The sequence below is a fragment of the Atribacterota bacterium genome (assembly GCA_028717805.1).
In the GTDB taxonomy this organism is placed as follows: domain Bacteria; phylum Atribacterota; class Phoenicimicrobiia; order Phoenicimicrobiales; family Stramentimicrobiaceae; genus Stramentimicrobium.
Window position 1 is genome coordinate 1 of the sequence record JAQUNC010000027.1, and the last position, 21963, is coordinate 21963.

Below are 21963 nucleotides of genomic sequence, written 5' to 3' on the forward strand. Positions count from 1 at the left end.
GCTAATATTTTGGGGAATTGATTGTCCAGTTGATTTATCAGCTCATTTATCTTTTTTCAGAGGCATTTCTGTATCCTTTTATTAATTAAATTTAAACCACTATCCCTGTATTCCTCTTTCTGAAGATACTGATTTCTAGTTGGCCAGGGTATTCCTATGACCTGAATATTACCTTTTCCGGTTTGTAAACTAAGAAGGGTTGGTTCTGTAACCACATTAATATTTGCAATATGTAAGGTATGAAAAATATCTAAAGAACTTGCCCTACCGAAAGTTAAAGGATTATCATGATTACCGTTAATCAAAACAGTTGGTATGCCAGCCTGGCTTAATCGAAAAATTTGTCTGGCAAATTCCCGCTGGTGAGTAGGGTTGGGATTATTATTTTTATAAGCATCACCACAAAAGAGAGCAAAATCAAGTTTTTCTTCCAGAGCAATATCAATAGCAACGGTTAACGTTCTGATAAAATCAACTAAGCGGGAATGTAATCCAGTATGACTATCAATGCGCCCGTAATTCTCTACACCAAGATGAATATCGGCAAAATGAAGAAATTTAAACATCCTTTTCTTTGTTTACCTCAAAATCCAGGTCAATTCCAATAGGACAGTGGTCAGAACCCTTAACATCTGGTTGAATAAATGCTGATTTTAAATTACCCTTTAAATTATTGCTGATAAAGAAATAATCAATTCTCCATCCGATATTACGTTCTCTGGCTCTGGTCTTATAATCCCACCAGCTGTATTGTCCCGGTTTAGAATGAAAATGACGAAATGTATCTACAAATCCAGCCTGAAGTAAATGGTCAATCCATTCTCGCTCTATAGGAAGAAATCCAGAAACCTTTTCATTTTCCTTCGGTCTGGCTAAATCAATTTCCTTATGAGCTGTATTAACATCACCACAAATGACAACTCTTTGCCCCTCTTTTAGTAAATCAACTGCTTTCTTTAAGATTGTTTCATAAAAATCTATTTTGTATTGTAATCTTTCCTGAGAGGCTTTACCATTAGGAAAATAGATATTAAACAATATAAATTTAGTAAAAGTTGCCTGAATAAACCGTCCCTCAGTGTCAAACCTAGGTATTCCTAATTTATCAGAAATTTTTACCGGTTTTAGCTTAGTCCAGAGAGCAACTCCGCTATAACCTTTTTTCTCTGCCTGAGCAAAATAGCTATAGTAGTCCAATTTTTTAACAAGCTCTTCCGGTATTTGTTCTAGTTGGGATTTAGTCTCCTGAATACAATATATATCTGCCTGTTGTTGATCAAACCATGCTAAAAAATTCTTTTTATATGCTGCTCTTAAACCATTAACATTCCATAATAATAATCTCATTTCTTAACCTCTGTTATCCTGATTAATAAGCAATTATAAGTGGCTTCCTTCCACTATTTCTACACCCTTGCTTGCTCCAATACGAGTAGCACCTGCTTCTACCATCTGTAAGGCAGCTTTATAATCTCTAATACCTCCTGCGGCTTTGATACCCATATGGTTCCCCACAACATTTCTCATCAGTTTTATATCTTCCACAGTAGCGCCACCCTGCTCAAAACCAGTGGATGTTTTTACAAAACTGGCACCTGCTTCAGCAGCAATCTGGCAAGCAACTTCTTTTTCCTGATCAGTTAATAAACAATTTTCTAAAATAACTTTGCATATCAATCCTGACACAGCCTTCACCACTAATTTAATGTCTTCCTGTACCTTTTGGTAATCTTTATCCTTCAAAGTAGAAACATTGATAACCATATCTATTTCCTCAGCTCCCTCTTTGGCCGCTTCTTCTGCTTCATAAGCTTTAACCCGAGATAGGGTTGCTCCCAGAGGGAAACCTACCACAGTACATATTTTAACTTCTGAGGTACTTAAAAAAGCTCTGGCTAAAGGTATAAAACTGGCATTTATACAGACGGAATAAAAATGGTACTGGAGGGCTTCTTTACATAGTTTTTCAATTTGCATACCAGTAACATCAGGACGTAAAGCGGTGTGATCAATCAATCTGGCAATATTATTTTTAGCTAATATTTTTGCACTCTCCATAGAAATTATTTCTGGCATGATATTTTCTCCTGTTTATTGAAACATTATAGTTTTAACTTAGTAGCTAATCATTTTAGCCTAATCTCAGCAGCTCGTGGTTTATATGATTTTCGGTCAATATGTAACCTTATATTGTAGCCATTATATACAAAATTCTTCTTACTAATTTCTTTACTATTTTTAGTTACAATCTTATCTATTTTACATTTTCCCTTACAGTTACATTTGATTCGTTTTCCATCTCTGGAAAATACTGATATGTGAAGAGATTGAGGAGGAATATAGTTAATTTTCCTGGAAATCATGGGAATACTCTGAGCTACTAAACGATGCATAATTTTATGAAATAAATCAGAACCAATTCTTTTTCTAAAAGCTGAAAAGGTAGAATGAGCCGGTGTCTTTAAAAAATGGTGAAAACCACAAATTACACAATACTTAGTATTGTAGCGTAAGGCTTCGGCTAACTGACGATTTGACTTTACCTCTCCAAGATAGACAAGTAATTGGGCTTTAAATAGAGAAATAGGACTATAAATAAGCTCTTTATCATTGGAGTAACGGTCTTTAATTAAAGGATTAATAAAAGACCAATCTATTGACTCAAGGATCATCTTCAACGGATCATTCTTTTTTATCTTTCTGTAGGCTTCATAAGTAGAAAATGAAAATTGTTGTTGTTCGTTTTTTTCCATCAAGTCTGATTTCCACAAAATTTTACCTATATAATAATATTACTCTCAGGAATAATATCAAGTATCAAGAACAAAAACACTTTGTAGAGAATTAAAACCTTTTGTACTTTCTTCTTAAAAAAGTAGGTATATCCAGATCTTCTTTATCCGGCAACTTTTTGGTAAGGTCTGGGTCATCTTCCGTTAATGGCTTATTGTTATCAAAACTTAAGTCTTTTTCTTTGGAAACTGGGCTTTCGGTTAAATTTTCAGAAGAGTAAGGGAAAATTCTTTCCTTCTTTTTTTCTTCTTGCTCTAGTTTCTCTCGAACTGAAATTGTTTCTGTCCTTTCTTGATATAACGGCATAGGCATAGCTTTTTCGCACTTGGTAGCTATTACTGTAACCCTTACTTCATCCTGCATATTTTCTGAAATTATAGCACCAAAAACAATATTAGCTTCTCTACCAGCTGCTTTGGAAACTAAATCTACGATCTCATTGATCTCATAAAGACTCATATCTAATCCACCGGTTACATTTACCAGTAATGAATTGGACCCTTTAATAGATACTTCCAGTAAGGGGCTGGAAATGGCTGCTTCCGCAGCTGTTGAAGCTTTATTATTTCCACGCCCTATTCCAATACCCACTAAGGCAAATCCAGCATCTTTAATTACAGCTTTTACATCTGCTAAGTCAAGATTGATTAATCCGGGAGTAGTAATCAGGTCTGCAATAGCCTGTACTGATTGTCTTAATACACGATCGGTAATTTCGAAAGCCTCTTTAACTGAGGTATCCTTGCTAATCATAGTAAGTAAACGATCATTGGAAATAGTAATAATTGCATCAACCTGTTTTTTGAGTTCTTCTATCCCCTGTTCCGCCTGTACAATTCTTTTTTTGCCTTCAAAGCTAAAGGGACGTGTTACGACTCCAATAGTAAGAGCTCCCTCTCTTTTAGCTATTTCAGCAATAACAGGTGCTGCACCGCTACCCGTTCCTCCACCCATACCAGCAGTAATAAATACAATATCAGCATCTTCCAGAACTTTAGCAATAGCATTTCTATCTTCTTCAGCAGCCTTCTTACCAATTTCAGGATCACCACCAGCACCTAAACCTTTAGTAGTTAATTTTCCAATTTGCACTTTCTGATTTGCTTGAGATAAGGAAAGTGCCTGTAAATCTGTATTAACTGCTATTAGTTCTAACCCATTAATACGATGGTTAGCCATCTCTTCAATAGCATTATTTCCACTTCCCCCAACGCCAATTACCTTAATATTAACAAAATTATCTACCTTTTGTTCTTCCACAGGAACCCTTTCTCTAACATTGCGATAAACCAAATCACCGTCTCCATTGACGGAATTCGGTATGACTGGCTTTTTATCTAGATCATGAGAAGTATCCCTGATTAATTCTTGTTTATAATCCAGGATTTTAGTAAAGCCGCGTGCTAATTTTTTCTTTTTCAAAGGAAATCACCTCTTGAGCAAGTTCCGAATAATCTTCTGCTCCATGAGATTTTGGATCATAGTATATAATAGGAATTCCCTGACTGGAAGACTCCACCAGAGAAATATTTTTTCTGATAATTGTTTTAAAAACTCTTTCTTTAAAAAAATCTCTTGTTTCCTCAATAACTTCTTTGGCAATATTACTTCTCGTGTCAGCAATGGTGATCAGGACATATATCTCTAAAAAATGATGTAAATTTTGATGAACAATCTTAATTGTTTCCATAAATTCTTCGATACCACGGAGAGCAAAATAATGAGGCTGTATAGGAATAACCACTTCATTTGAAGCTTTTAATGCATTAATAGTTAATATGCCCAGCGAGGGTGGGCAATCAACAATGATATAATCAAATTTTATTTTACAATTTTGAATGCCAATATTTAAAAAATCCTCTCTGCCAATCTGATCAATCAATTTGTACTCAGCACTGGCAAAGTCAATGTTACTGGGTGCTAAGTATAGATTTCCATCAGAGAATTTTTTCATTTGAATTACAATATCTTCCATTTCAAGCTTATTGGGAGAACGATTTGGCTCTAGAACATTGAGCATCGTTTTTTCTAACTCGTTGGGTTCAATTCCCAAACCAATGGTGGTATGTGCCTGGGGATCCATATCAATAAGCAGTACTTTTTTCCCAAACTCAGTTAAGCAAGTCCCTAAATTAATAGAAGTGGTGGTTTTGGCAACTCCGCCTTTTTGATTAGCAACTGAAATAATTCGCAACTGGCTTACCTCCTGTATAGGACAGACCAGGTATTCCAGAAAATAATTTCCTGGAAAACCTTTAATTATCCTTCCTTAAAAGAATATTTATTATTATTCTAAAAATTCATTTATGAAATATGAAATCAATGTTTTCTCAAATACCTTATATTATCAAATCATATTAATTCAATTTTTTAAAGTGCATAGCATACAAGTATGTGAATTAAAGTGCTTACAAGAGAGATTGGGATTCGCTTTTTATTAGCCACTTTTACTCTATTCTTTTTTCACTTTGCCTATTTTAGCTTATCCTTGCTGGTAACTCTATCTCTTGTTTTATACATCAGGTAAAAAATAATTAACTTAAGTACATTTTATCTGTATGGTTAAATTTATATTATCATTTAACCATTACTACCTTCTGATAAGACAATTTTTAGTGTTTGAATAAAAGATATTGTGAAAAATATTTCTTTTTGAAAGATAATATTTATAGTATTTGTTCAGGAGTTTATAAGGTAATCATTACAATTATTTATGATTATATCACAATCATATATTGTCATGCTATAAACAATAAGTAAATTTCAAAAATATTTAAGTTTATTTACCAGACAAAATATGGCTAACATATTAATACAATTTTTTTATATTTTACCCTCTTTTCATCAACTTGACAAATATATTCTTAAGTAAAAATTTATACAGCATGTGTTAATCTTAGTTTTAAAAAATGAAGTTAGCGTCAATTCCTAATATTTTTTTGATATTTCTCCTCATAATCTAATTCATCAATACTTACGATACAGCTAACTACTTTGAAGAAATTGATTTGGTATATTTTCAAACATTACTTACGATAATTATATTTGACTTTTTATCCCTTTAAATATATACTTGCTATTAATAGTTAGTACTAAAAATAAGAAAGATATCTAAAACTTCTAAAAACCCGGGAGGATAGTAAAGATGATTCTAAAAACCCTTAATGAGATGCTGGTTAATAGCAAGAACAAGTTCAAAGATAGACCTGCCTTTAAAGTAAAAAGAGACAATTCTTTTCAAGCAATTAATTTTGGAGAATTTTATAAACGGGTACAACAGTTTGGTACCGGTTTGTTGGAATTGGGTTTTAAAAAAGGTGACCATATCGGTTTAATCTCAGAAAATCGTCTGGAATGGATTATCAGTGATCTGGCTATTATTGGCATTGGGGCAGTAGACGTCCCGGCCAGCGGCAATAGTTATGCCCGGGATATTGCCTTTAAGTTAAAACACTCTGATTCTATAGCTACTATCTTAGAAGGAGAAAAGGCATTAACAGAATTCCTTAAAGTCTTTTCAGAACTTCCCGCTATTAAAAAAATTATTCTTTTTGAACCAGTTAAAGTATTTTCAGAACCTGATGAAATCCCGGAATGGGCTAAGTCAATCCCTTTCCAGGCTAATGGAAAAATTAACAAATCATTCCACCAAAAAATATCTTCTATTCTTACCGAGAATAACCTTAGCTTGTTAATCTCAGAAAAAACAAAATTATTTTTAGAAAAATACCTATCAGAACACAGTAAAGAATTATTTACCAGTTTAAAATTATCCGGAGTAAAGGAATTAGAAGAAACTTTATGGAAGAAGATTCATATAGTTAAGAAAGATAATATTGAGAACTTACCTCCTATTATTTCCTTCTCTCAAGTAGAAGATATAGGGGAAAAATTAGTGAACGAAGGTGACCAGCGTTTTGCTAATATGGCTCAAAAAGCTCTTCCTGATGACTTGATAACTATAATTTATACCTCAGGTACTACCTCAGATCCTAAGGGTGTTATGTTAACTCATCGTAATATCATTCATAATGTTAATAATTTGCCTCCCGCAATAGGAGATTTGCATGAAAGAGACCGTTTTCTTTCTGTCCTACCATCATGGCATATCTATGAAAGAACGGTTGAATACTGTGCTATAAGTTTTGGAGCCTCCACTGCTTACAGCAAACCATTTAAACAAATCTTGTTACCAGACCTCCTATTGGAAAAACCGACAGTAATGTGCACTGTTCCTCGCATATGGCATAGTCTTTATAAAGGAATCTTGCATAAGATCAAAAATGGAGGTAAATTGCAGCAATTACTGTTTTTCAAGGGATTGGATACTGCTAAAAGATATAAAAATGCTAAAAGAATGCTGGAAAATACTTTACCTCTCTTTGATCGTGCCCAATTCTCTTCTCAAGAAATGGAAAACGCTAAAAAAATTGTCCAAAGCTTATCTTTGTTATATAAAATAACCAATAAACTAATTTTTAAAAAAATTCGGGACATGCTAGGTGGTGAGATTAAATTTGCCATTAGCGGAGGAGGGGCTTTGCCGGAAGATATTGATATTTTTCTGGATGCGATAGGCGTGCTTGTCTTAGAAGGATATGGCCTTACCGAAACCTCTCCGGTCATAGCAGGAAGAAAACAGCATAATCCTATCATCTTCACAGTAGGTGAACCTATTCCCGAGACATACGTAAAAATAGTAGAGAAAGAAAATATTGATATCGAAGTGCCTCATGGTCAGCCAGGTGTAGTTATGGTTAAAGGTGATTTGGTCATGAAGGGTTATTATAAAAATGAAAAGAAGACCGCTGAGGTACTGAAAGATAGTTGGTTTAATACTGGTGACTTGGGTAAAAAGACCTATAATGGCAAATACCTGAAAATAATTGGCAGAATAAAAGATACCATCGTGTTAAGAGGAGGAGAAAATGTAGAACCTCAGCCTCTGGAAGACAAATTAAAAGAAAGTCCTTATGTTAATATGGTAATTGTGGTAGGACAGGATAAACCCAGATTGGGTGCTCTAATTGTGCCTGATTTTGAAGCTCTTAAAGAATACGCTCGTGAAAAACAACTCAACTTTAAGGATGAACAAGACTTAATTAAAAAGAAAGAGGTTTTTTCTCTCTTTCAAAATGAACAAAGGCGATTGGTATCTAAAGAGCATGGCTTCCAACCATTCGAAACAGTAATGGGAATCGCCTTGTTGCCAGATGAATTCTCCCAGGAAAAAGGAGAGATGACAGAAAGCCTTAAACTAAGAAGATTTATTATCCATGAAAAATATCATAAAGAGATTGACCAGATATGTGAAAAGTAAATAACACACTCATATAATGAGTGATCTTAAGAAACTAAAAAGTAAACTTCAATTTTTTTAGTCGGGCAGAATAAATTGCTGATAGGGATAAATTAAATCAGGATTCTCAATCTGGTCCTGATTAGCCTTAAATATCTTAATCCAAGCAACACCCTCATTATATTTATTTCTGGCGATTGTCCAGAGGCAGTCTCCGCTTTTCACTTCGTAATACTTAGGTTCTTGTTCTTTTTCTAAAAGTCCAATTTTATACTTCAATTCAGCAATCTCTAATTGCAATCTGCTAACTTGGGTATGACACTGATTAATATTATTTTGATATTTATCTCTTTCTTTAACTAGAGAACGAATGGTTTCCATTAAATTCTGCTGTTCCTGATAACTAATATCTTCCTGTTGTTGTAATTTTATGCTTATTTCTGCTACAGTTTTTTCATAATCCTCTATTTTGTGCATATATTGTTCAATCTGAGACGTTAATAGTGAAATCTGTTCTCCTCTCTCTCTGATCTGGGATAAGTTTTGCTGCTGAAATTCTAATTGGGTTGCAATTTCTTCTTTAAAAAGGTCACTATCGAGCTTGATTAAATCAATCTCTTCTTTATACTTTTCCAATTGTTCCTTTAAGTAAGAAATTAACCCTCTATTTTCCTCATTTTGTTTTTTCCACTCCTCTTGCTTTTCTACCAGTATCTTTTCCAGTGCTTCTCTCTCCTTCTGTATAGGTTCCTGTAATGACTTTTCTTTAATTAAATCTTCCTGTAGGACAAGTATTTCCTTGCCTATCTCTTTTATATTTGACTCATACTTCATAATTTCTTCCTGAAGAATAGCAATAGTATCCTTATGTATCTGTTCCCCTTCAAGCCATTGGGTTTCTTTCTCCTGTAATATCTTTTCCAGCTTGCTCTTTTCCATTTCCATTTGTGCCAGGTTATCTTTTATCTCAGATAACATTTCTTTTTGTTCTAGGGCTTGAACAATTTCTTCCTGAAGTTTTTCCATTTGTTGTTCATATTCAGTTAATTGATTTTGTAATTCCTGATATTCCTGTTGAAATTGAAGTAGATTAGAGTCTTTTTGAGCAATCTCTTCCTCTAATTGTTTTTTATTCAATTCTAATTGGCTTATCTGTTGTGCATAAGATTCATCATCCTGTTTAACAGTAAGCTGTCTTCGCAAATTACCAATGGTTTCTTCATGCTTCACCATATCTTGTTCCAGTTCTTTTCTTTTCAGCTTCTCCGACTCTAAGTTTTGTCCTATATTAGATACTTTATTACCTATTAACTCAATTTCTGCCTCATATTGCTTAATTTCCTGCTGCAAAGAATTAATAATCCTTCTGCTTTCCTCTTCTTTTTCCAGCCATTGAACTTCCCTTTCAGTCAGTAAAGCTTCTAATTTAGATTTTTCTTCTCTTAAAAGAGAAAGGTCTTTGGTATCAGATTTGCTTTCTTGTAACACTCCCTCCATTTTAGTTTGCAGTGCCAACAATTCCTCCTGGTATTTATCCAACTGTTTTAATAGTTCATCTTCTTTCTCTACTGTCATATATTCTTCTGGGAGAAGCTCTTCTTTTTCTAATACTTCCTTTACTTTCTCTTCCAGCTGAACTAATGTACTTTCCTGTTCTTTAATCAATTTATCTGACTCTTTTAATAAAGCTTCCTTTTGTAACAAATCACTTTGAATTTGATTCAGACGATTATAATTGAGATAGGCAAAACCAGCAATAATAATTATCAATATAATAAAAATAGTAGCAATACTCTTTGACATTATATTCCCCCCTGCTGATTTGATTACTTTTTATTATATCTTAAAAAGGCAAATGATTCACCATTAAAGTTAAAAATTATTCTTATTTATCAGGTCTAATCTTTTTACTAAACTAAATAAAATTTTTTCTTATTCAGATAGTTTCTTAACAAATATAAAATATACTGTTATAATAGAGAAAATATTTTTAACAAATATAATAAAGAAAACTGAAGACAAAAGAATAAAGACAAAAAATAGGGCTATTTTAAGGAGTAATTATGGGTGTCAAGAAAGTTAATTTTCCTGAAATACCTATCGAACAAATACGATGGTACTGCAGTTTAGGAAAAGCAGGTTTTTCTTCCACTGACGATCTAGAAGCTTGTGATAAGATTCTGGGACAGGAAAGAGCATTAAAGGCTTTAGAACTTGGATTGGATATGGAATATTTGGGTTATAACCTTTTTATAACCGGAAAATCTGGAACAGGTCGTAGTACAACCATTAAAGGATTATTACAGAATAGAAAAAGAGAAAATGTTATTTTTGATGATAAATGCTATGTTCATAATTTTAAAGACCCTGATATGCCCCGAGCAATTAGTTTGCCCGCCGGACAGGGCAATCAATTTAAAAAAGATATGGAAAATCTGGTAAATACATTAAGAAAACATATTCCTTTACTTCTGGAAAGTGAAAAATACCAGAAAAGCAGAGATGCTCTTACCGAGAATTTTAAAAGGAAACAACATACTTTGGTTAAGGAATTTGAGGAAAAAGTAAAAGCAGAAAACTTTACCATTGTTCAGATTCAAATAGGTCCTTATACCAGGCCTGATATCTTCCCAGTTATAGATGAAAAACCTACGAACTTAGAAAATTTAGAAAAATTAGTAGAAGAAGGTAAATTCCCTAAAGAAGAATTAGATACAATTAAAAAGAAACACCAAGAATTTACTCAAGAAATTACTTTAATTTCCAAGAAGATCAATATTCTTCAGAAAGATCTAAGTAAGAAATTAACAGAATTAGAAATAAAAATAATTACACCACTGGTGGAAGAAGAGACTACGGAAATAAAGAAAAAATATAATAATATTGCCATTAATTCTTACCTAAATGAGGTTAAAAAAAATGTTCTGGAAAATATAAGTCGTTTTCAGGAAAAAGAAGACCAAACGGCAGCTATTCCGGGACTTAAATTAACTCAATTAACAAAAGATGCCTTTCTGGAATATTCAGTGAATGTAATTGTTGATAATTCTGATACGAGCACTTCTCCTGTCATTATTGAAACTCATCCTTCCTATAAGAATCTATTCGGTATTATTGAAAGAAGAATGGATCGAACCGGGCATTGGATTACGGACTTTACTAAAATAAAAGCAGGATCCCTTTTAAGAGCAAATGGAGGTTTTTTAGTACTAAACGCTCTCGATATGCTGCTTGAACCAAGCGTCTGGCCATCCCTAAAAAGAACCTTATTGAATCGAATGATTGAACCGGAAACCTATGATCCTTTCCCCATGTTTAGCACCTCTGCCTTAAAACCAGAACCTATCGAATGTAATGTTAAAGTAATTATGATTGGTGATCCCTTCCTCTATCAACTTCTATATTACCGCGATCCAGATTTCGAAAAAATTTTTAAAATAAAAGCAGATTTTGATACAGTTACTGAGAATAATAACCAGAATATTTATCAATATTCCTGTTTTATCAAGCAATTATGCGAAAGAGAGAATCTACTTCCCTTTGACCAAAGTGGTATTGAAGGTGTAATAGAATATGCGGTCAGGTTAGCTGGAAGAAAAAATAAATTATCCACCCATTTTAATAAGCTTGTAGATTTACTAAGGGAATCAGATTACTGGGCTAAAAGGGACCGGCAAAAAATTATTCAGAAAAAACATGTTAATACAGCCATTAAAGAAAAAATTGAAAGATTGAATCTCATTGAAAATAAAATACAGGAATTGATTGTACAGGAAACTTTAATTATTGATACAGAAGGAGCAGTGGTAGGGCAAGTAAACGGGCTTTCGGTGTATGACCTGGGAGAATATTCCTTTGGTAAACCAACAAGAATAACAGCTAAGACTTCTATGGGTAGAGCAGGGATTATTAACATTGAAAGAGAGGCTGACCTGAGTGGTAAAACTCACAACAAAGGAGTTCTTATTCTCAGTGGTTATTTTCGTTCTAAATATGCTCAGGACAAACCTCTAACCATAAGTGCCAGTATTTGTTTTGAGCAATCCTATTCTGGAGTTGAGGGAGATAGTGCTTCTTCTACTGAAGCTTATGCACTTATCTCCAGCATTGCTAATATTCCCATCAGACAAGACATTGCGGTAACCGGTTCTATAAACCAAAAAGGAGAGATTCAACCAATTGGTGGAGTAAATCAAAAAATTGAAGGATTTTATGATGTATGCAAAGCAAAAGGTTTAACTGGAACTCAGGGAGTGATAATTCCAGAATTAAATATCCCGGACCTTATGTTAAGAGAAGATGTAGTTGAAGCCATCAAAAATGGTCAATTTCACCTTTATTCTGTAAAGGCTATTGACCAGGGAATAGAAATATTAACCGGTAGAAAAGCTGGTGACAGACAGAAAGACGGAAAATTTGAGAAAAACTCTGTTAATTATCTGGTCGATCAGAAACTGTTAGAATTCGCCGTGAAACTAAAAGAATTTAGTGAAGAAAAAGAATAAAAATAATATCATTAAATAGTAATAATAAGAATATTTTTTACTAAATCTTAATAGATAATATTTTTTAGTGTTATTATATATTTCAGGAGTTTTATTTTAAAATATTCAGGGGGAATTTATAATGAAAAGAAAAATAAGAATGGGATTAAAAACTGCTTGCGTTCTCCTTTTTTTTCTTATTTTGTTCCATTTTTCCATTTCTGCTGACAATAATATACGGTTGGAAGAACTTCTCCAGTCAATTATTGAGGAAAAAACAGTGATACCAGATGTTTACACAGTAATCAACTTAGGAAACTTCTTTTTTGCACAGCAGTTATATCCGCCAGCTCATGATGAATACGTCAAAGCTTTACAAATAGATCCTTCTAACAAAATAGCCTTAATTAATCTTGGTTATACCTTTTTTAAAATAGGTGATTTTGAAGAAGCTTTAACACAATTAACTCCGTTAACAGAGGATGATATAGCCTATGCTTATTATATTAGAGGAATGATTTACAGGGAACAGCGAGAATTAGATAAAGCGATTGAGCAATACGAAAAGGTAGTAGAACTTATTCCCAATCATCCTCAATTAAATGCTGAATTAGGGCAGCTCTATCTTGATAATCACCAGCTCGTTAAAGCAAATGAAAGATTTATGGAAATGGGATATTATAAGAATCGCCCACCCATAATGGAAAAACTTATCTCCTATCAACCAAATGCCTATTGTTACCTTCATTTAGGAAATTATTACCGAAGCAATGGGGAACTGGAACAAGCTCGAGAAGCTTATCAAAAAGCAACTCAATTTGAAAGCGATGAACGATCTATTGCCTTAGCTTATTTTTATCAGGGAGAAATTAACCTTAAAGACCATAATTATGATCGGGCTATAATTGAAAAAGAGCTTGCCCAGAAAGTTTATCCGTTAGGTCAACACCAATTTACTTTTAACAGTTTTGCCGAAGCATTGATTGAAATTGGTGATCAGTATTACCACAATGGCAATTTACCTGAAGCACTTAACCATTACCAATTAGCTACTAACCTGGCTAACGCTCCAGATATTTTAGCTGAAGCTCATTATAAAAAAGGTTTGACTTATTATCGCAGTCAGGATTATGAAAATGCATTAAGAGAAGCTGAAACTGCCTTATCCCTTAATCCTGATTACCTATCTGACAGACAAAGATTAATTGATTTACTAATTGCCAATAGTTGGTCAAAAATTACTCAATAAATAATAGTAAAATTGAGACTAATACATATAATTAACCATAGATTAATTGGTGCGATTTATAATATGAGTTTATGAATATCTCCAAATTTTAGAGAGGAGCTCTAAAAATGAATTTAACACAGTTTTTAAAAGGTTTAGTTATTATACTGATTGGCGCTATCCTGTTATTAAATAATCTCAATATTCTGGAGTGGTCTGTTTGGCCTAACATTTTAAAGCTTTGGCCTCTGTTATTAATAAGCCTTGGTATTAGTTTAATCTTCAGGAGAAGACTCTCCTGGTTAGGTCCCCTGGTCATATTACTGGGAATTATTTTTGGTGTTGGTGCCAGTTATATGGGATTGGATTTAGATCTGCATTTAGAGGGGAATATTCCCCCTGAAATAGAAACTATTCAGAGAGAGATGGAATTGGTTCCTGTTGTAACCAGTGAGTTAGAACAAGAAGTAACTATAGAAGAACTTCCTGAGGAAGAAATCCTAGAAACCAAAACTGAAGCTGAGGGTGAGGAAGTTGAGGAATTAAAAATACCTGAAACACCTGAAGCAGTGAGTGAAGAGAGTGAAGATATTGCATTAGTTCCTCTGGTTCAGAAAGCTAATCTTCATTTAAATTATGCCATTGGTGCCTTTACCCTTAAATCTCCCACTCCTCTGGTTTATCAATGCCAGGTCAGCTATCGCAATCCTGAATTTAAGCCTATTGAGGATTTCTCTATCCTGGATCATGTGGCAAAAGTCCTGATTACTCACCAGCCAATCTCAGACAAAATGTCACGAAATCCTAAAAATAACATTGACTTAAAATTAAATACCGATGTAGTATATGATATTCTCCTTGAAACTGGTGCCACATCTATAGATTATGATTTATCTAAATTTAAAATAGAAAATTTATCTATAGAGAGTGGTGCCTCTAAAATAAATATTATAGCACCTCAGTATAATGGAAAAATTAACATAGACTCAGGAGTATCTATAATCGATATTGCCATTCCTAATAACGTTGGGACAATGATTTATCTTGATACCGGACTCAGTATAAAAGATTTTGATGAGTATTTCCAAAAACAGGAAGATAATGTTTATATCTCAAAAAATTATAATAATGCTGAATTTCATGTTGATATAAGAATAGATGCCGGTATTTCCCAGATCAATATTTACTATCTATAAAACAATATTTATTGGTCGTCTAAATTATATAAATAGCGCTTAATTTGTAAAATATTCTCACAATATTATAAAAAATAGTAAAAAGCGTTTTAAATAAAAAAACTTTTTACTGTTTTTTATTTCTCTAGCAAATGATTTAAAATTAATTAAATATGCTCTATCAATTACAATTAGCAACATTATTATCATTAACAATAGAATACAAAGCTCCCGCACAGCCGGAGCAGGATTTAAGATACCTCAACATTAACTCTTTACCTGAAATACTATTTCTTTGTTCTTCTCCTCAAATTCAACCTGAATCTTATCTTTTTCTTTAATCTTTCCTTCCAGAATTTTTAAAGCCAGTGGGTCCTGAAGTTGTCTTTGTATAGTTCTTTTTAAAGGTCTGGCACCAAACTGGGCATCGAATCCTCGTTCTGCCAGCATTTCTTTTACCCTGGTACTTACTATTAATTTAATCTCCTTCTCCTGTAAGCGCTTTCTTAGAATATCCAGCTGAATATCAACAATCTGTATAATATGCTCTTTTTCCAGGCGGTTAAAAGTTATAATTTCATCTACTCTGTTTAAAAATTCCGGTTTGAAATGATCCCTTAATTCCTGGTCAATCTGTCTAGTCATCTCCTCTCTATTGGTTGTGTTAAGTTGATAAATATAATGACTACCGATATTGGAAGTCATAATTAGGATTGAGTTTTTAAAATTAACCACTCTACCCTGACCATCAGTCAATCTTCCATCATCCATTATCTGTAATAATATATTAAATACATCATGATGAGCTTTCTCAATTTCATCAAAAAGCATTACTGAATAGGGTCTACGTCTTACAATTTCAGTTAATTGACCACCTTCTTCATAACCGACATAACCAGGGGGAGCTCCAATTAACCTGGCTACACTATGCTTTTCCATGTATTCAGACATATCTATTCTTACTAAAGCGTTTTCATCATTGAATAAAAAAACGGCTAAACTGCGAGCCAATTCAGTCTTACCAACACCGGTAGGACCCATAAATATAAAAGAACCTATAGGTCTATTGGGATCTGAAATACCGACCCTGGAACGTCGGATAGCATTGGCAACCAGACTTACTGCTTCATCCTGTCCTACCACTCTTTTCTTTAATTCCTGCTCCATGCGAATTAACTTTTCAGTCTCACCTTCTATCAAACGTCCCACAGGAATATTAGTCCATTTAGCCACAATCTGGGTAATATCTTCTTCTGTTATTTCCTCTTTTAACATTCGGGAACTCTTTTGTAAGGATGCAATTTTTTTATTATTTTCTTCCAGTTGCTTCTCTAACTCTGGCATTTTCCCGTATTTTATTTCCGCCAGTCGACTGAGATCGCCATTTCTTTCTGCCTGTTCAGCTTCTGTTCTAACTTTTTCAATCTCACCTTTAGTTTGATTAATCTTCTGAATTATCTCTTTTTCATGACTCCATCTTAACATTAAATTATTTTTTGCCTCTTCCAGATTGCTTAGAGTATGATCGATATTTTTTATTTTTTCTCGGGCAATAGCATCATTATCCTTTTTTAAAGCTTGCTTTTCAATCTGGAGCTGCATTATCTTTCTCTGAATCTCATCTATCTCAACCGGCATACTGTCAATTTCCATCCGCAGCCCTGAAGCCGCTTCATCAATCAAATCAATTGCCTTATCCGGTAAAAAACGATCAGTAATATAACGATGAGAAAGTGTAGCAGCAGCAATCAAGGCAGAATCCATAATCTTTACTCCATGATGTATTTCATAACGTTCTTTCAAGCCTCTTAAAATGGCAATAGTATCCTCAACAGTTGGCTCTTTTACCAGCACCATCTGAAATCTTCTCTCTAAAGCTGCATCCTTCTCAATATATTTTCTATACTCTTTTAAAGTTGTGGCACCAATACAATGCAATTCTCCTCTGGCCAGAGCTGGTTTTAACATATTTGAAGCATCTACTGCCCCTTCCGCAGCACCTGCCCCAACTAAGGTGTGTATCTCATCAATAAATAGAATAATAGAGCCAGCAGCTTGTTCTATCTCTTTCAATACTGCCTTTAATCGATCTTCAAACTCTCCTCTGAATTTTGCTCCTGCTATCATTGCGCTTATATCCAAAGCAATAACCCTCTTTTCTTTAATTCCCTCAGGAACATCACCACTTATTATTCTACGTGCCAGTCCTTCTACAATGGCTGTTTTTCCAACTCCCGGCTCGCCAATTAACGCTGGATTATTCTTTGTTCTGCGTGATAAGATCTGCATGACTCGTCTGATTTCATCATCTCTACCTATTACCGGGTCCAGTTTGCCTTCCCTGGCTAATTGCATCAAATCTCGAGAATATTTTTCTAAAGCCTGATATTTTTCTTCTGGATTCTGATCAGTTATTCTTTGATTGCCTCTTATATTCATCAGTGCTCGATAAACATTATCCCGATTTATTCCCCTTTCTCTAAAATATCTAGCAAAAGAGCTATCCTCTAACTCAATTAATGATAGCAGAAGATGTTCAGTGCTGATATACTCATCCTTCAATTTAGCGGCTTCCTGAGTGGCTTTATTAAAAACTGTATTTAACTCATTTCCAATATATTGCCCACTTGCTCCTCCCTGTACGTTGGGAAGCTGTTCCAATCTTTTTTCTAAAAATGCTTCTAAATCAGTTATGTCCATTTCTAATTTAGCCAAGACTGAAGGAATGATACCGTCTCTCTGTCTGATTAATGATAGCAGTAGGTGTTCACTTTTTATTTCTTGATGGTTATACTGTAAAGCTAATTGCTGCGCCTGACCAATTGACTCCTGAGCTTTAATGGTAAATCTGTCAAATTGCATCACGGTTTCTCTCCTTTCTATGTTTTATTTCCCACATCATAATTATACTGCTACTGTCAAATATCCAATTATCGTACTAATAATGAATGCTGGTTTATTTAAAAAGTTATTGTTTTCAGATTATTCAAAGTGAATTCTTCCCCTGAAGAACTCTGATATTCGTATAGTACAAGTATCTGGTATTCAATGTACCATTAATTTAGTCGTTAGTTTATGTTTCTTAGAGAGCATTATATTATAGGGTATGAACTAATTATTAATAACAATAACCTATTTCCCGTTTTCCCGTTCTTGTCACCATGAACTTTTTCAGAAGAAATAGGTATATGATTTAAAAATTTATGGTAAAAGAATACAATATGGATTTTCTTGGAAAAGTATCCTCTTTGAAAGTTTCAGAGGATTTGCTCCCCTGATAATTATGAAGCAATGGTAACTTTTTAATTCTTATATTACTAAATAATTTGAAACGAAGAACAAAGATGAAAGGATATTATAAAAAATAGGTAGTAAATAGTAAAGTAACATCATATCAACATAGCAGGCGACTATAGTAAAACCATTTTATTCTGCCAGACTTATTTGCTGATTCTGGCTAGTCAATAAATCAGTCGTTAATCTGGCAGCACAATGTTCTTGTAACAGATCTGATAGTTCATCTTGCGCCTCGATTACCACCGAAGATGGGATACCATCAATTCCATCAATATTGATAACCATCTCCTTTGTATCATTGGTTATTTTAGAGAATTCTGCATTTCTCCAATTCCATCTTCTACACATAACCTGCTTGATTTTATCATCATAATAAATTACTTCTCCTCTAGTTGGATGCTCCAATTCCATACTACCTAAACCAGTAAAGAGCTCCTCTCCTGTAGCAAAATCCAGGCAAAGATTACCGCTAATTTTTTTTATATCATCTCCACCACAGGGAACAAGATACTTAATAGAAATGTAATTAAAGAGAGTGACTACAGAATTGATAAAAGGTAAACCACCGCCTGCCATTATTCTGGTCAATAAAGATTTAATGGAGGGTGGATATTGCTCAGGATCTGAGCCAAATCTGATATGAGCCTCATCCCATGCTTTGAGATAAGGATGATTAACGAAATTATTACCTTCAACTTTTCGCTGTTCAATGATCTTATTTAATGGCTTTTTTATTCTTTTATTTTTTTCAACAACCTGTATATCTTTGACTAAGATAATACCACGTACAAATCGGGGAAACCTGTTAAAAATAGCCGGGCTTATAATAACCTTCTTCATTATAATATTTAGCCTACCTCCAAAATCCTAATATAATTTACCAATTATTATAAAAATCTTCCTGTTATCAAACAGGAAGATTACAAATCACCTGATAATTTTTTACTACAAACAACATCATTTTTAATTAAAATAGTTTTTGCCAATAATTAATTAGGTTTCAATGGTGGAATATTGCTTATCTTTTCCAAACGTTTAATTTCATCTCTTATCTGAGCAGCTTTCTCATAATTTTCTCTGTCTACTTCAATTTGTAGTTCATTTTTTAGTTGGGCTAAACGAACAGCATTCTCTTCTTCTTTGGAAGAATGAACAACAGAAGCCTTTTTCATAACTTCATCGGCAATAAATATTGGCGATTCTAACCTTAACGCTATTGCAATAGCATCACTTGGCCGAGCGTCAATTAACAACTGCTTTTCTCCCTTTCTTAGCCATATGGTGGCATAGTAAGTATTATCTCTTATATCAGAAATAACAATTTTCTCTATAAATAATTCAGCAGATTCAATAATGTTTTTAATTAAATCGGGAGAAAAGGGTCTATTAGGTTTTGTTTTTTCCAAGGCCATAGAAATCATTTTGGCTTCATAAGGTCCAATCCATATAGGTAACCACTTCTTTTCGTCTTGGTCTTTTAAAATAACAACAAATCCCTTAGTTACCGGATCAATAGCTACTCCAAAAACTTTCACCTGAATCATGCCCTTCTCCTCCTTTCTTCATAAGTAACTTGCATAAAGATATTAAAATTTGTTGTCATAATTATTATAACATATTATCTTTGGAATAAAAAAACGATATTTCCAATATAAAGTATTTCCCAATTATAAATAATGCAATATATTATATAGATTTCACCTATGGAATATTTTAATGTTCAACATAAACTAACTCGAATATATTTATTATTAACAAAGTTTATTTTAATTTACTGAATCATCATTGTAAGATTGAGGCAATAACTCTCCTTGAGCAATCATTTTTACTTCGCCAGTCAATGAAATATTTTTAATTACATTTTTATCTCTAATAAAATAAACTCCCAAACAACCACCTTTTGTTCTAACAATAAAAGGTGGTTGTCTATCCTTATCCAATGAGTATACAAGGGCACTGGATAAGGACCCAGTTCCGCACGATAAAGTAATTTCTTCTACTCCTCTTTCATATGTTCTCACAAATAAGTTTCTTTCGTTCTCAATCTGAACAAAATTCACATTTACACCTTCAGGAAAATGTTCTTTATCAAATCTGATTTTTCTACCCAGGCTAAAAAGATATTCATCCGATAAGTCTTCTCCAAAAAAAATCACACAATGGGGCACTCCTAAAAAAAGATAAGTATAAATAAAATCTTTACCATCAATGGTAATGGGTTTATTCCTTATTATTTTCTCAACATTAACATCAGGCAATGTAACCTCAACATATTGATCTCTAACGTTTGCACATATTTTACCGGCAAGCGTTTCAAAAACAATTTCCTTATTTGCTATTCCTTCTAAAAAAGCATATTTGGCAATACATCTCGCGCCATTTCCACACATTTCACCTTCTGTGCCATCAGAATTGAACAATCTCATTTTAAAATCATATTGCAAAGAATTTTCCAATAATAGAAGGCCATCAGCACCTAAGGATTCCTTTCTTTTGCATATTTTATTTGCCAAGTCACTAATATCTTTTTCAGGTATTATTTTCTTACGATTATCAATAACTATAAAGTCGTTTCCACAACCATTCATTTTTATAAAATGTATTCCCATTTTCCCCTTAGGTTAAGCTTATTACTTGACCTTTACCATAAATATTTTACTTAATCCTTAAAATAATAAACAGATGATTTCTGGGCATAATAACAATTAAAGAACAATAAAATAAATTTAGTTTTTATTCCCTATATTAGTCGTGACAATATCTCTTCTTTTTTTCCATAAAGAAAGTCTAGAAGTGGAATTTCCAATATACTATAACAGCCGGGTTTTTGCTTCAGACTTGCTCTTGCTGCTGAAACCATTACTTGCCCTGTTACCGCTGGATTATTGACTGATACGGTGTATTGCATTCTTTGATTATGAGTTTTACCTGAAACTCCTTTTCTTTCTATCTTAACTGAATGACCCATATCGATTAGATCTCTTATATTATCTGATTTAAAAACATACACTTCATCATGAATGAAATATGGATCATTCTTTATCTTATTTGAAATACTTTCCAAATCATATCCTTTTTTCGGCTTAACATATACCAGCCGCTGATGCATACCTACATTCTTGGGAATAGTTAACGAGATGGCATCATCTACTCCCTCAATAGCTTTAACAGCAACTGTATGCCCCATACTCATGCCAGGACCATAATTTATATAGGTAATACCCTTAGGAGTATTAATTTCTAAAACAGCCCTTATAATAGAATCGCTTCCGGGATCCCAACCTGCTGAAATAATGGAGACGGCACTATATTTTCTTGCCACTTTGCCTAAGTCTTCTCGTAGTTGCATAAGGGATTCTCCATGAATATCAAAAGCATCTACCGTATTGATACCTTGTTGTAGGTATATGGGAGCAATTTCAGGTACTTTTCTACTATCAATTGATAGAATTGCCACATCTACTTTACCTAATTCTGTAATATCATTATCTATAATTGGTATATTTTTAATCTCTTCTTTGATTGTTTTAATAATATGCGGCAATTCAATTATTCCGACTACTTCCATATCTGGACTCTCTTGTAGAGCATCCAGAACTCCTCTTCCTACATGACCAAATCCTACTATGATTACTTTGAATTTATACAATTTAATTCCTCCTGCTACATAATTTAGAATTATAATCA

At 33.4% G+C, this 21963-nt stretch carries 16 protein-coding genes; 4 read left to right on the top strand and 12 right to left on the bottom strand.

The annotated features are described in order from the left end of the window. Positions 1-56 precede the first annotated feature (56 nt). The 6 genes from sbcD to PHD84_06980 form a co-directional block, all read right to left on the bottom strand. Entirely contained in the window at positions 57-566 is a 510-nt protein-coding gene (sbcD, locus tag PHD84_06955; GenBank protein MDD5637536.1) for an exonuclease subunit SbcD, read from the bottom strand. Beyond that, on the bottom strand, positions 559-1347 hold the full coding sequence (locus PHD84_06960) for an exodeoxyribonuclease III (protein ID MDD5637537.1): 789 nt from the start codon (positions 1345-1347) through the stop codon (positions 559-561). Before PHD84_06960 ends, sbcD begins: the two co-directional genes overlap by 8 nt. 33 nt (positions 1348-1380) lie before the next feature. Continuing rightward, positions 1381-2076, bottom strand: coding sequence for a deoxyribose-phosphate aldolase (gene deoC, locus PHD84_06965; GenBank protein ID MDD5637538.1), 696 nt, complete (start codon positions 2074-2076; stop codon positions 1381-1383). Positions 2077-2126: 50 nt separating this feature from the next. Next, the gene (locus PHD84_06970) at positions 2127-2753 is read right to left on the bottom strand and encodes a transposase (GenBank protein MDD5637539.1); all 627 of its coding nucleotides are present in this window, start codon (positions 2751-2753) and stop codon (positions 2127-2129) included. 91 nt (positions 2754-2844) lie between these two features. Beyond that, the gene (gene ftsZ / locus PHD84_06975) at positions 2845-4053 is read right to left on the bottom strand and encodes a cell division protein FtsZ (GenBank protein ID MDD5637540.1); all 1209 of its coding nucleotides are present in this window, start codon (positions 4051-4053) and stop codon (positions 2845-2847) included. Positions 4054-4180: 127 nt separating this feature from the next. Then, positions 4181-4987, bottom strand: coding sequence for a ParA family protein (locus PHD84_06980; GenBank protein ID MDD5637541.1), 807 nt, complete (start codon positions 4985-4987; stop codon positions 4181-4183). A 951-nt stretch (positions 4988-5938) separates the two neighbouring features. Between PHD84_06980 and PHD84_06985 the strand changes: the two genes are divergently transcribed. Next, the gene (locus tag PHD84_06985) at positions 5939-8113 is read left to right on the top strand and encodes a long-chain fatty acid--CoA ligase (GenBank protein ID MDD5637542.1); all 2175 of its coding nucleotides are present in this window, start codon (positions 5939-5941) and stop codon (positions 8111-8113) included. Positions 8114-8170: 57 nt separating this feature from the next. Here PHD84_06985 and PHD84_06990 read toward each other — a convergent pair whose 3' ends face one another. Beyond that, positions 8171-9895, bottom strand: a complete 1725-nt coding sequence (locus tag PHD84_06990; protein MDD5637543.1) for a LysM peptidoglycan-binding domain-containing protein — start codon at positions 9893-9895, stop codon at positions 8171-8173. A 260-nt stretch (positions 9896-10155) separates the two neighbouring features. Here PHD84_06990 and PHD84_06995 point away from each other — a divergent pair, with 260 nt between their 5' ends. The 3 genes from PHD84_06995 (at position 10156) to PHD84_07005 (ending at position 15000) form a co-directional block, all read left to right on the top strand. Then, the gene (locus PHD84_06995) at positions 10156-12597 is read left to right on the top strand and encodes an ATP-binding protein (GenBank protein MDD5637544.1); all 2442 of its coding nucleotides are present in this window, start codon (positions 10156-10158) and stop codon (positions 12595-12597) included. A 121-nt stretch (positions 12598-12718) separates the two neighbouring features. After that, positions 12719-13825, top strand: coding sequence for a tetratricopeptide repeat protein (locus PHD84_07000; GenBank protein ID MDD5637545.1), 1107 nt, complete (start codon positions 12719-12721; stop codon positions 13823-13825). Between the two features lie 107 nt (positions 13826-13932). Beyond that, positions 13933-15000, top strand: coding sequence for a DUF5668 domain-containing protein (locus tag PHD84_07005; GenBank protein MDD5637546.1), 1068 nt, complete (start codon positions 13933-13935; stop codon positions 14998-15000). Between the two features lie 246 nt (positions 15001-15246). On the opposite strand, the gene clpB is transcribed toward PHD84_07005, so the two are convergent. From clpB to PHD84_07030, 5 genes are all read right to left on the bottom strand, one after another. Further along, entirely contained in the window at positions 15247-17841 is a 2595-nt protein-coding gene (gene clpB, locus PHD84_07010; GenBank protein MDD5637547.1) for an ATP-dependent chaperone ClpB, read from the bottom strand. Between the two features lie 564 nt (positions 17842-18405). Further along, entirely contained in the window at positions 18406-19116 is a 711-nt protein-coding gene (locus PHD84_07015; protein MDD5637548.1) for a phenylalanine--tRNA ligase beta subunit-related protein, read from the bottom strand. Between the two features lie 149 nt (positions 19117-19265). Continuing rightward, entirely contained in the window at positions 19266-19820 is a 555-nt protein-coding gene (locus PHD84_07020; protein ID MDD5637549.1) for a bifunctional nuclease family protein, read from the bottom strand. A gap of 222 nt (positions 19821-20042) precedes the next feature. Further along, a complete protein-coding gene (gene dapF / locus PHD84_07025) occupies positions 20043-20885 on the bottom strand; it encodes a diaminopimelate epimerase (GenBank protein MDD5637550.1) in 843 nt (280 codons plus the stop codon). A gap of 131 nt (positions 20886-21016) precedes the next feature. Then, the gene (locus PHD84_07030; protein ID MDD5637551.1) at positions 21017-21925 is read right to left on the bottom strand and encodes a diaminopimelate dehydrogenase; all 909 of its coding nucleotides are present in this window, start codon (positions 21923-21925) and stop codon (positions 21017-21019) included. Positions 21926-21963: the final 38 nt, after the last annotated feature.

Coding starts and splice junctions, on each gene's coding strand:
- sbcD (MDD5637536.1), bottom strand. CDS start 566: ATGTTTAAATTTCTTCATTTTGCCGATATTCATCTTGGTGTAGAGAAT.
- PHD84_06960 (MDD5637537.1), bottom strand. CDS start 1,347: ATGAGATTATTATTATGGAATGTTAATGGTTTAAGAGCAGCATATAAA.
- deoC (MDD5637538.1), bottom strand. CDS start 2,076: ATGCCAGAAATAATTTCTATGGAGAGTGCAAAAATATTAGCTAAAAAT.
- PHD84_06970 (MDD5637539.1), bottom strand. CDS start 2,753: ATGGAAAAAAACGAACAACAACAATTTTCATTTTCTACTTATGAAGCC.
- PHD84_06985 (MDD5637542.1), top strand. CDS start 5,939: ATGATTCTAAAAACCCTTAATGAGATGCTGGTTAATAGCAAGAACAAG.
- PHD84_06990 (MDD5637543.1), bottom strand. CDS start 9,895: ATGTCAAAGAGTATTGCTACTATTTTTATTATATTGATAATTATTATT.
- PHD84_06995 (MDD5637544.1), top strand. CDS start 10,156: ATGGGTGTCAAGAAAGTTAATTTTCCTGAAATACCTATCGAACAAATA.
- PHD84_07000 (MDD5637545.1), top strand. CDS start 12,719: ATGAAAAGAAAAATAAGAATGGGATTAAAAACTGCTTGCGTTCTCCTT.
- PHD84_07005 (MDD5637546.1), top strand. CDS start 13,933: ATGAATTTAACACAGTTTTTAAAAGGTTTAGTTATTATACTGATTGGC.
- clpB (MDD5637547.1), bottom strand. CDS start 17,841: ATGCAATTTGACAGATTTACCATTAAAGCTCAGGAGTCAATTGGTCAG.
- PHD84_07015 (MDD5637548.1), bottom strand. CDS start 19,116: ATGAAGAAGGTTATTATAAGCCCGGCTATTTTTAACAGGTTTCCCCGA.
- PHD84_07020 (MDD5637549.1), bottom strand. CDS start 19,820: ATGATTCAGGTGAAAGTTTTTGGAGTAGCTATTGATCCGGTAACTAAG.
- dapF (MDD5637550.1), bottom strand. CDS start 20,885: ATGGGAATACATTTTATAAAAATGAATGGTTGTGGAAACGACTTTATA.